Origin of the sequence: Cloacibacterium rupense (assembly GCF_014645495.1) — a bacterium.
GTDB lineage: Bacteria > Bacteroidota > Bacteroidia > Flavobacteriales > Weeksellaceae > Cloacibacterium > Cloacibacterium rupense.
In genome coordinates this window covers 558,956-571,119 of sequence record NZ_BMLV01000001.1, presented here as the reverse complement: position 1 = coordinate 571,119, position 12,164 = coordinate 558,956, and the positions used below count along the sequence as shown (strand labels likewise).

Here is a 12,164-nt window from a genome sequence, read left to right as displayed (position 1 = left end):
CTATTGACAGCTATGCCTGCCCATCTCCAAAATTCATTGGGCCAATTGCTTGTATCTTTGGTTAAACCTCCATAAATGGCAATAACTCCTAATAAAACACACAGGATTATAAAAATGAGATATATTGTTTTGGGTATTTTATAGTAAAAACTAGCAATAATCAAAATTAAAACTAAAAGACGGAATGACCAGCCATTTGGTATTTCCATCTATTTTTCCTTCTGAGACATGCGTGTGTCCTAGTCCGAAGGTAAATCTAGTGCTGCCTTTCATGCCATGCATTTGCTCTGTAGCAGAAGCATCATGGGGTGATGGTTCTTGTTGCGAGTAGCCTAAAGAAAAAACCAAGGCCGTTAAGAGGATAAATGTTTTTTTCATAATCATATCTTGTAATTTGGCGTTTTCAACCAGAGATATAATTCTTCGATAGAAAAAACCTGTGTTTTTAGAATCAAGATAAAACTTTGTTGGTGATGTAATGTGTTGAAACAAAGTTAGTAATTTTTTATTATCGTTATTATTTTTTTATATTTATTTATATTTTTTTTCATATTTTTCAGCAATACGTCTTTTTGGTTGATTTTTTTACTTTCAAAACCTACCTTCATCTACGATTTACATTCTAGCTTGTAGCATATAGCATATAGCTTCTAGCATATAGCATATAGCTTCTACTTCTAGCTTCTAGCTTCTAGCTTATAGCCTATCATCCATCATCCATCGTCCATCATTCATCATCCATCAATCATCAATCATCCAGCATCAATCATCAATCATCCATCATCCATCGTCCAGCATCAATCATCCATCATCCATCATCCATCATTCATCATCCATCATCCATCTTCCATCTTCCAATTCCCCAACTCTCCAACACTCCAACTCTCCAACTCCCCAACTCTCCAACTCCCAACTCCCCAACTCCCAACTCTCCAACTCCCCAATCCCTATCTCCCCATTTTTCCCTATCTTCGTATCACAAATTCTAACAATGGAACTTCACAAAGGATACGTTTATCTATTGCAATGCGCAGATGGCACTTACTACACCAGCAGTACCATAGATTTGGCATTGAGCTTACAGAAGCACCAATCTGGTGAAGGCGCAGGATATACCCAAGGCAGACGCCCTGTACAACTCCTGTATTTCGAGGAATACCTGAATTTGGATATTGCCAAATACCGTGAACAAGAAATAAAAACTTGGAACAAAACCCAAAAACAAACCCTTGTCAGTTCTGCTTCAGAGCAAATAAAAAAAGCGGTGGAAAGCATCAATCAATGGGTGGTAGAGCAGGGTGAGGTTTAGTGTTTGTTTCATTTTTTTTCTAATTTAATTCTCTTATTTTCTTATTTATTGTTTTGCAGATTTTTACTATTTAGTCTAAGTCTGTAATATTCATTTTTCTGTTGTTTTCAAAAGACGAAGTATTGATTATTTTGCTGGAGCAGGAGGTTTGTCTATTCTGTATGTGCTTCATTAAAATTGTTGGTTTTTGTTGTGTTTTGTAATTGTGATAAATTAAATAAATAATTATTTACATTAAAAATAATGCAATTTGATTGTTTTTGTAACGTTTTGTAACGTTTTGTAACGTTTTTGTGATTTTTAATTTATTTGTTTTTATTTTATGTGCACGTATATGTATTAAAAATTTACTACAAATTAATATGGGTGTCAGGAGCATATGTGAGTTAAGTAGTCTTAAATCGAATAAAAAGTGGTTCTTTGTTGAAAAGTATTTTTGAATTGTTATTGTGTTAAAAAGATATTTTTTTTAATATTGTATAAAATTTATAAAAATTAATGGCCAAAAGGAATCATAGACCAAAAAAACAATCCGAAATCGTTCACGAGCTGGTCAGTCAGCAAGTGAAAGAGCAAGTGTACATCAACCCTGAAGAAAAGTTGTTTTATGACAATGCAGATTTGAAACACATGTTCAATGTCTCTGATAAAACATTGCAGAGATGGAGAAAAAGCAATCTTGTTCCCTATTTCACTCTTGGGGGGAAGATTTTTTATCCCGTTGCCCATTTCAAAGAAAAAGCCAAAGTCTTATAGCTCTGAGTTCCGAGTTTCGTGTTCGTTTTCCATCTTCCTCCTTCCATCTTCCTCCTTCCTCCTTCCATCTTCTATCTTCCATCTTCCAACTCCCATCTTCCATCTTCCATCTCCAAACTCCCATCTTCCATCTCCCAACTCCTTTTTCAGTGTATTTTTCAGAATATCTCTAGATATTCCTTTGAGAAACTCAAAAACATAAAGCCTCTCAAAAGAGCTCTCTGTGAGCTTTGTGTTTAAAACTTTTCCACAACGAGTTCCAAGCTCCGATAATAATTTTCCACCCTTCAGGGCTGGGGCAAAGAAAATTATTTACGATTTTTGATTTACATCAATCATCAATCATCAATCATCAATCATCTTCCACCTCCCCACTTTTCTCCCACTTTTCTTTTGGTCTTCTTCGGAAAAACGTCTCTTTTTCCGAAGGACACCCGAAGAAGTCTCGAAGAAGACTCGAAGGATTCTAAAAGAGGGGTGGACAAAACTGGACATTAGTGGACAATTGCGGACAAAGGTGGACAAAACTGGACAAAGGTGGACATTAGCGGACATTTCTGGACAAAACAGGACATTCTAAGACAAAGGTGGTCAAAAATGGTCAAATGTGGACACGTAAGTTATTGATTAGCAGTTATTTAAAATTTAGTATTTACCTTTGACCTGTATAACAAATAAATATTTTTATCATGGCAGAAATTAAGAAAGGAATCCTCGGCGGGTTCTCAGGAAAAGTGGGGCCAGTAGTTGGTGCCAATTGGCGCGGAAAAGACATTATCCGCAGTACCCCAAAATCGTCTTCGAAACCGAAGACAGACAAACAACTGATGCAACAGTTGAAGTTCAAAACCACCATTGCGTTTTTGAATCCTTTGCGAAACATTCAAAATCGTTTTTTTGGAACAGATGCTGGCGTAAAGTCTAGGGTGAACCTAGCGGCATCTTATTTCATTAACAATGCTTTGGAAATGGTAGATGGTTTGCCAACGGTGATTTACAACAAAGTGCTCATCACCAAAGGTGACCTCACCGGTTTTCAAAATGCAGAAGCCCAAGCGGCAACAGGTGGCGTAATTAACCTTACTTGGGAAGACAATGGCTTGCAAGGCAACGCCCTAGCAACCGACAAAGTGAGTGTGGTCTGCTATTTCGAGGCGCTCTCTACCTTTGAGATTTTCGAAGGTGTAGCGTTCCGCAGTGAGGCACAAACCAGCATCACCCTGCACAGTTCCTATGCAGGCATGGAAGCGCAGGTCTATGCTTTTATTGCCAATGAAACCGAAACGCAGGTCTGCAACAGTATGTACCTGGGGGCAATTACCCTAGTGTAATCAAAATCCACTCGAAAGGGTGGATTTTTTTATAAATGTCATTGTGGATAACGCTTGAATTGATAATTAGGTGACTTCGACTCCGCTCAGTCACCAATGAATAGCAAAGCTAACAACAAAAAAACTCGGTGGTTGAGCGGAGTCGAAACAACAGTAATGGTGATTTCTGCTCCGCTCAGTCACCAATGAATAGCAAAGCTAACAACAAAAAAACTCGGTGGTTGAGCGGAGTCGAAACAACAGTAATGGTGACTTCGACTCCGCTCAGTCACCAATGAATAGCAAAGCTAATAACAAAAAACTCGGTGGTTGAGCGGAGTCGAAACCACCTTTGCAAATATTTTGTTATTTTTAGAAAAAAAATATGAAAGGGTGGATGTATATTTTGGAATGTAGCGATGGTAGCTACTACACAGGAAGTACTAATAATCTTGAACTCCGTTTGCAACAACATCATAATGGAGAAGGTGCAAATCATACGAAGAAAAGATTGCCAATCAAACTTATTTATTTTGAAGAATTTAGTCGTATTGATGAGGCTTTTTATCGAGAAAAGCAAGTTCAAGGTTGGAGTCGAAAGAAAAAAGAGGCCTTAATCGACAATAGGACAGATGAACTGAAAAAACTTGCAGAATGTATAAATGAAACGCATTGCAAGAATAAAAGTTGATAATTAGGTGGTTGAGCGGAGTCGAAACAACAGTAATGGTGACTTCGACTCCGCTCAGTCACCAATGAATAGCAACGACAATAAAAAAAATTCGGTGGTTGAGCGGAGCCGAAACCACAACCAATTAAAAAAACATTCATTTTTTAACATAAAAAAGTAAATCCACTCGAAAGGGTGGATTTTTTTTGAATATTATGGGTTTTTATGGATATTTTCAGGGTTCCCGTATTGGTGTTAAGGAAGGTTTTTGTAAATTTAGCACTTTATTATCAAAATTAATAATGAGATTACAGTTTAAGGAACAAGATTTTCAGTTGCAAGCAGTGGATGCAGTTGTGAAATGTTTTGAAGGGCAAGCACTTAAAACCAATCGATTTACTTTAGAAAGAAGTAAAGACATTATTAAACGTGCTAAAGAAATTGAAGCGGTAAATGCTTATCAATCTTCTGTTTTTGATCATGATATTTTAGAAGATATAGGCTATAGGAATAGTGCTATTCAAATTACAGACCGTCAATTTTTAGAAAATCTCAAATCTGTTCAAAGAGAACAAAATCTTATCGAAAATCAGACTATAGATACCCTACTAGGTGTAAACATAGGGTATAATCTTACTATAGAGATGGAAACCGGTACAGGTAAAACCTATACCTACATTCGTACGATGTATGAATTGCATAAAAAATATGGATGGAGTAAATTTATTATCATTGTTCCTAGCATTGCGATAAGAGAAGGCGTTTACAAGACTTTTGAGATTACGCAAGAACATTTTCAGGAAATTTATGGGCACAAAATTAGCCCTTTCATCTATAATTCTTCACGTCCACAGGATATAGAAACCTTTGCTTCGGATAGTAGAATAAGTGTAATGATTATTAATACACAAGCTTTTGCAGCAAAAGGTGCAGATGCAAGAAGAATACACCAAGAACTTGATCAGTTTGGTTCTAGAAAGCCTATTGAGATATTGTCTCAAACCAATCCTATTCTAATCATTGACGAACCTCAATCTGTAGGGAAAAAAGGTTCTGTTACCTTGCAAAGTATGGAAGATTTTCGCCCACTTTTTACTTTGCGATATTCTGCAACACATGCCGAAGAGTATAATAAAGTTTATAGGTTAGATGCACTAGATGCTTACAATAAAAAGCTGGTAAAAAAAATTCAGGTAAAAGGAATTAATTTGAAAGGCTCTACAGGAACATCTGGCTATCTCTACCTAGAGCATATCGCTTTAAGTGTAAACAAACCGCCCATTGCAATTTTGGAGTATGAAAAAAGAAATGGCAACGGAGTAAAAAGAGTTCGTGAAAAATTAGAACAAGGCGTAGATTTATACGAAATTTCAGGTGGATTACCTGCTTATAAGAATTGCTTAATAACAGAGATTAATGGCTATCAAAATAAAATTGTAGTCAACGGGCAAGACATTTATCCTGGTGATGTACTGAATGATAAAGATGAATTAGCTTTCAGAAGAATACAAATTAGGGAAACAATACTTTCTCACCTACAAAAAGAAAAAGCATTATTTGATAAAGGAATTAAAGTACTGTCCTTATTTTTTATTGATTCTGTTGAAAAATACAGAGTCTATAATGAATTAGGAGAAGCAGAATTAGGAGAGTATGCCAAAATTTTTGAAGAAGAATATCAAAAGGTAGTCAATGAATTCATAGACTTATTCCAACAAGAATATACCGATTTTGTAGTAGAAACTGATGCCAGAAAAATACACAAAGCTTATGCACCAGGCAATTATTTGGAGTATCTGAAAAGAGATGATGCAGATAGAGTGCATAATGGTTATTTCTCTATTGATAAAAAAGGGAAACCCGTAGATCCTACCATTAAGAGAGGAAGCGAAGATTCTGATGATGTATCAGCTTACGATCTCATTATGAAGGACAAAGAAAAACTTTTAAGTTTTGAGGAACCTACGCGTTTTATTTTCTCGCATTCTGCGCTGAAGGAAGGTTGGGACAATCCGAATGTCTTCCAAATTTGTGCCCTCAAAAATATTGATAGTGGTAGCCAAACCAGAAGAAGACAAGAAGTTGGGCGAGGAATGAGGCTTTGTGTTGATCATCGTGGGACAAGACAAGATTTTGAATTGGTAGGAGAACAAGTACAGGAAATTAATAAATTAACGGTAATAGCCTCTGAAAGTTATGAAGCCTTTGCCAAAGGTTTGCAAACAGAAATTGCCAATTCTCTGAAAGATCGCCCAGTAAAAGCAGATGCTAAGTTTTTCCTTGGTAAATTATTAACCAATGAAAAAGATGAAACCATAAGACTTACCGATGAAGACGCTAAAAAGCTTAATAAATTTCTCTACAAACATGACATTCTGGATGAAGATGACAAAATAACGGCAGAAGGTAAAGAGCGTATTGAAAAAAACGAAGTTCCTTTACCCGAAAATTTATTGCCTTATGCAGCAGCCGTTCATAAGTTACTGCAATCTGTTTATAATGGCGAAGCGCCAAAACCAGTAGATGAAAGACAAACCATAACTTTACAAACCAATCAGAACTTTGCAAAAAAAGAGTTTCAGGAACTTTGGAAAAAAATAAGTCTGAAAACCATCTATGAAGTGAAATTTGATACGCTGAAACTCATTGAAGAAAGCAGAAACAGAATTAATGCAGATTTACACGTCTCTAGCAGAAGTTATGAAATAAAAACTGGCGAACTGCAAGAAGCCTCCAAAGAAGATTTGAAAGAAGGCACTGCCATTACTGTAACCAAAACAGAACAGCAGAAAATAAAAGCAGATTTATACGCCCAAGTCTCTTATGATATTGTAGGAGAAATAGAAGCTATTACCAATCTTAAAAGAAGCACATTGGTAGAAATTCTGAAATCTATAAAATCTGACAAGTTCTACATGCTCAGACAAAACCCCGAAGAATTTATTGCCAAAACCGCAAAACTAATTAACGAAGCCAAGGCAAGCCTTATCATTAACAATATTGCGTATCATAAAACCGAAGAATCTTATGATGCCAAAACAGTTTTTACCAATGATAAGAGTATTATAAGAACCAATGAGGTACTCCAAAAACATATTTATGATTTTCTAAATACAGATTCTAGCATAGAAAAACAATTTGCCGAAAACCTAGAGCAAGCTACAGAAGTAATAGTATATGCCAAATTGCCAAAAAGTTTTTACATTTCTACACCTGTTGCCCATTACAGCCCAGATTGGGCCATAGTGCTAGATAAAGAGAAAGTAAGGCACATCTATTTTGTAGCAGAAACCAAAGGCTCTGATGAGCTAAACCAACTGAGAGAAATAGAACAACTAAAAATACATTGCGCACAAGAACACTTCCGTACGATAAGCGGTAGCGAAGTAAAATTTGATGTAATTACCAATTACAGCAAATTATTAGATATTGCACAATTAAAATAAAATCAAAATGAACGATAAACTAGACCTAAAATCTACCGATATTACCAGCCTTAATATCGAAAAAATAGCGGCTCTTTTCCCGAACTGCGTTACCGAAACTGCAGAAGGAAAACGCATAGATTTTGATTTGCTAAAGCAAGAACTCTCTACCGAAATTGTAGAAGGCAACAAAGAACGCTACCGACTAGAATGGCCAGGGAAAAGAGAAGCCATTGTTACCGCCAATTTGCCTACCACCAAAACTTTGCGACCAGTGCGTGAAGATTCTGTTGACTTTGATACCACCGAAAACCTCTACATAGAAGGAGACAACCTAGAAGTGCTAAAAATTTTGCAAGAAAGTTATCTAGGCAAAATAAAAATGATTTACATAGACCCGCCTTACAACACGGGGAAAGATTTTGTGTATAAAGACAATTTTGCCAAAGCTGGAAACGAAGAACTCTTGGAAAGCGGACAAAAAGACGAGTACAACCAAAAGCTGGTAGTCAACCCAGAAACCAGCGGACGCTACCACAGCGATTGGCTAAGCATGATGTACCCAAGATTAAAACTGGCAAGAAATCTTTTAACGGAAGACGGTGTTATTTTTATTTCTATCGATGATAATGAAGTGCATAATCTGAGAAAGATTTGTGATGAGATTTTTGGAGAAGGGAATTTTGTTGCGAACATTGTTTGGCAAAAAAAGTATGGTCCTGCGAATGATGCTCAAGGAATGTCAGATACTCACGAACATATTATTTTGTATGCAAAAAACATAAGTTTCTGGAATCCAATTTTATTAAAGCGAGATGAAAAGCAATTAGCTGCATATAAAAATCCAGATAATGATCCAAGAGGAGTATGGAGAGCAAGTGATTTGTCGGTTCGAACTTTTTCTGAAAACTGTTATTTCCCAATTACAGGACCAAATGGTCAAATCCATTGGCCACCAGAATCAACATCTTGGAGGATATCAGAGACAAAATTTAATGAATTATTGAATGATAATAGGATTACTTTCGGAGTTGCAGGTACAGCAAGACCAATGCAGAAAAAATTCTTAACTGAAGTTAAAGATGGTATAACTCCGCAAACTTGGTGGCATCGAGAATTTGCTGCAGATACGAAAATTGCTAGATATGAAATGAAAGATTTGATTCCTGAAAATGTTTTTGATACTCCTAAACCGTCCTTGTTAATAAAAAGATGTATTGAGATTTCATCAAGAGAAGGTTTGATACTCGACTTCTTTTCTGGTTCTGCCACAACAGCACATGCCGTAATGCAACTCAATGCAGAAGATGGCGGCAATAGAAAATATATTATGGTACAAGTTCCCGAGTTAACAACTGAAAAAAGTCAAGCAAACAAGGTTGGTTACAAAAACATCTGCGAAATAGGCAAAGAAAGAATACGCCGTGCAGCACAAAAAATAAAAGAAAGTCTGAACCAGGATTCTCAGGATGGAAAAGGTCTGAACCAGGATTCTCAGGATTTATTTAATCTTGGTAATCAGGAAAATCAAGCAAATCCTGGTTCGGACAATGTTCAAGCAAATCCTGGTTCAAACATCGACTTAGGTTTCCGTGTCTATCGTTTAGATTCTAGCAATATGCAAGAGGTGTACTATAAACCGCAAGAATATAACCAAGCTACGCTAGATCTTTTTGCTGATAATGTAAAGCCAGATCGTACCGCAGAAGATTTGCTTACCCAGATTATGCTAGATTGGGGGTTGCCACTTTCTCTAAAAATAGAGCGTAAAACCATTGCCGGCAAAGAAGTATTTTCTGTAGCAGGAGATTCTCTCTACGCATGTTTTGATCATGAACTAGACGAAGCTTTTGCCAAAGAAATTGCCAAAGAAAAACCATTGCGTATTGTGTTTAGAGATAATGGTTTTAAAGATGATACCGCAAAAGAAAACGTAAGACAACTCCTAAAACAGCTTTCCCCACAAACAGAGATGAGGGTGGTGTAAAAACTAAAAATTAATAACTATGGATGATAAAGAAAAAAAGTCAATTTCACAATTAATAATTGGAGGTGAATGGACTGCCTTAATTGTTGTAGGATTAGCAGTTTGTTTGTTATTAATGTTGATCTTTAAATTAATAACTAAAGATCCTGAAAAATTAGCTTCTAAGCCTTTAGAAATAAAATATCAAATTACTATTTCTAACAATACCAATAAAAATTTTAAAGATTCTATTTCGATTGTTTCGATTGAGGAAAACAATAAGAAACTTCTTGAAGAAATTAATAATTCTGTGAAAACTCAACACGAAAGAATGGAATCTATTCTTTCTGTTCAAGAAGATAGAAGTAAATTGTTTACCTACGGAGCAGGTTTTCTTTCAATACTTGTTGCATTGGCTACTTTTTTTGGTTTTAAATCTATTAATGAAATAAAAAAAAGTACAGTTGAGACAGCAGAGTTTGAAGCAAAGAAAATTGCTGAAATTGAAGCTAAGGCTGAAGTTCAACAAAATTTAGAAGAAATTAAGAAGGATATTAGAAATCAAATTAATTTTGAATTTAAAGAAAAGTTTGAAAATAAAGAACTACAAGTAAGTGATGATTTTACTAATAAATTAAATGAAAGCATAAATACTAGAATTTCTAGTTTAGAAGAGCAAATTGAAAAATGCTGCGATAAAAGATCAATTGAAAGAAATTCTAAAGTTGAAGAGAAGAAAGCTGGTGATAATTTAGAGACTGAAACCACAAAAGAAAAAATTGGAGATTTATTTTCAGATGAATATTTATCTATTTAAAAATTAAGTATATGAAAGCCATTGAATTATATAAAAATAATGATCATATTATTTTAATCACATCTATTGAGTTTAGTAAACTTAATAATATTGTTAAATTTTCCAAGAGAGAAGCATCTAATTGGTCTATTGAAGAAAATTTTGATATTGAATCTGATAAATTTTATCAAAGATCAACTAATGAAAAAAGAGTAAAAGATATTAAAAAATATATTGAAGATAATCTAATCAATAATCTGGATAATTCAAATGTTCTTTTTCCTTCTTCATTAATTTTAAGTACTGATTTTGAATTTGAAAATCTAAAATTTGATAATGGAATAGTTGATTTTGAATTTCCAATTGAAAAAGAAAGCTGCCTAATCGTAGATGGTCAACATAGAATGAAGGCAATGGAAAGTCTTTATAATGATTACATGAATGCCAACAAATCTGTTGAAAAAATAAATAATTATAAATTTAATTGTACTTTATTAATTAATTATGATTTATGGGAACAAGCAAGGATTTTTGCAGATGTAAACTTCAACCAGAAACCTGTTGATAGATCATTATACTATGATATATTTGGTGAAATACCTAGAGAAAATAAAGATTATAAATTAAGTAATCTCTATGTGGCTCATGAATTGGGTAAATATCTCAATAAGTCAGAAAAATCTCCTTTAAAAGGTTTTGTTAAAGATTTTGATAGAAAAACAGGATTTGTTTCACAATCCTTTTTAATGCAAGCCATACTTCCTAACTTTAGCCCTAAAGGAACTTGGAATTACATTACTGATGATTTTAAAAAGGATGGTGATGCATATAAGAAACTTCCAAAAGTTTTTGTAGCTTATTTTGATGTAATTAAAGACATTTTTAAAGCCTATTGGCCAGTTACAGTTGATAAATCTAGTGCTACTATTTTAACAAAAACTAATGCTTTAGGCGCTTTGATAAAGTTATTAGGTTGGATAGATAAAAATTTAAAATTAGGATTATATAAAAAATCTGAAAAAGTTGAATTATTAGATTTAAGTCTAAATGATTTAGAAAAATTATTTAGAAAAATGTTTCTTGCTTTTGAAAATAATAATGAACTAATTGAAAAATATTTTGGTGCTAAAAGTAAATACTCTGGTAGTGGTTCAGCTGGATTACAAAATCAATTGTTTAAAGAATTAGCTGAAGAAATAGGGATTCCAACATCAAAGAAAAATGTTAATTAAGATATTAATTTATTATCTATTTTAAAAATGTTACCTCAATAGAAAACGTAAGACAATTCCTAAAACAACTTTCCCCACAAACAGAGATGAGGGTGATGTAATATTAACTAATATGTTAGATGAAATAGTACAATCTATAAAAGCCAATGCTAAAGGTTTCAATGAGCACATAACTTACCCGGATTGTCCTGGTATTTATGCTTTTTTTCTTAATGAAAGCTCATATTTAAAAGAATTTGGGAAACCCAATCAGACGCTTTATGTTGGAATTGCAAAGAATAGTTTGAAGGATAGAGATTTCGGAAATCACTTCAATAGTAAAAGTACGGGTAGCTCTACTTTACGTCGCTCTATTGGTGCTATTTTAAAAGAAGAATTTAGCTTAATAGCATTTTCTCGAAATGGAACAAATAGCAAAAGAGAATTACTTAATTACAAGTTCAATGAAGAAGGAGAAAGACTTTTGACAGATTGGATGACTGCAAATCTTATCATTGGTTATTGGGAAGATGAGAATTCAATTTCTTACTCTGAGTTGAGAGATTGGGAGAAGAAAGTGATAAAATTTTTGAAACCAACTTTAGATTTAGATAAAAGGACAAGGAACTATAATATTTTTGCAGATAAACTTGACGGATTGAGACAGATTTGTAGAGCAGAAGCTGAAAGCATATTAAAATTAAAAAATGACTAATAACTT

The 12,164-nt window shown here is 34.2% G+C and carries 10 protein-coding genes; 9 read left to right on the top strand and 1 reads right to left on the bottom strand.

Annotated features, from left to right (window positions below; genetic code table 11):
• Positions 1-150 precede the first annotated feature (150 nt).
• Positions 151-378 carry a hypothetical protein gene (locus tag IEW40_RS02485; RefSeq protein WP_188616499.1) on the bottom strand — a complete coding sequence of 76 codons (228 nt, stop codon included), beginning with the start codon at positions 376-378 and terminating at the stop codon, positions 151-153.
• A gap of 613 nt (positions 379-991) precedes the next feature.
• On the opposite strand from IEW40_RS02485, the gene IEW40_RS02480 reads away from it, so the two are divergent.
• From IEW40_RS02480 to IEW40_RS02440, 9 genes are all read left to right on the top strand, one after another.
• Positions 992-1,309: a GIY-YIG nuclease family protein gene (locus IEW40_RS02480; protein WP_188616498.1), complete on the top strand. Its 318-nt coding sequence runs from the start codon at positions 992-994 to the stop codon at positions 1,307-1,309.
• A 498-nt stretch (positions 1,310-1,807) separates the two neighbouring features.
• Positions 1,808-2,065, top strand: coding sequence for a helix-turn-helix domain-containing protein (locus IEW40_RS02475; protein ID WP_188616497.1), 258 nt, complete (start codon positions 1,808-1,810; stop codon positions 2,063-2,065).
• Between the two features lie 689 nt (positions 2,066-2,754).
• Entirely contained in the window at positions 2,755-3,396 is a 642-nt protein-coding gene (locus IEW40_RS02470; protein WP_188616496.1) for a DUF6266 family protein, read from the top strand.
• A gap of 364 nt (positions 3,397-3,760) precedes the next feature.
• Positions 3,761-4,066, top strand: a complete 306-nt coding sequence (locus IEW40_RS02465; protein WP_188616495.1) for a GIY-YIG nuclease family protein — start codon at positions 3,761-3,763, stop codon at positions 4,064-4,066.
• A gap of 281 nt (positions 4,067-4,347) precedes the next feature.
• A complete protein-coding gene (locus IEW40_RS02460) occupies positions 4,348-7,491 on the top strand; it encodes a type III restriction-modification system endonuclease (RefSeq protein ID WP_188616494.1) in 3,144 nt (1,047 codons plus the stop codon).
• A gap of 7 nt (positions 7,492-7,498) precedes the next feature.
• Positions 7,499-9,457: a site-specific DNA-methyltransferase gene (locus tag IEW40_RS02455; protein ID WP_188616493.1), complete on the top strand. Its 1,959-nt coding sequence runs from the start codon at positions 7,499-7,501 to the stop codon at positions 9,455-9,457.
• A gap of 19 nt (positions 9,458-9,476) precedes the next feature.
• Positions 9,477-10,253: a hypothetical protein gene (locus IEW40_RS02450; protein WP_188616492.1), complete on the top strand. Its 777-nt coding sequence runs from the start codon at positions 9,477-9,479 to the stop codon at positions 10,251-10,253.
• A gap of 11 nt (positions 10,254-10,264) precedes the next feature.
• Entirely contained in the window at positions 10,265-11,464 is a 1,200-nt protein-coding gene (locus IEW40_RS02445) for a DGQHR domain-containing protein (protein WP_188616491.1), read from the top strand.
• A 112-nt stretch (positions 11,465-11,576) separates the two neighbouring features.
• Positions 11,577-12,158 carry a GIY-YIG nuclease family protein gene (locus tag IEW40_RS02440; protein ID WP_188616490.1) on the top strand — a complete coding sequence of 194 codons (582 nt, stop codon included), beginning with the start codon at positions 11,577-11,579 and terminating at the stop codon, positions 12,156-12,158.
• Positions 12,159-12,164 lie beyond the last annotated feature (6 nt).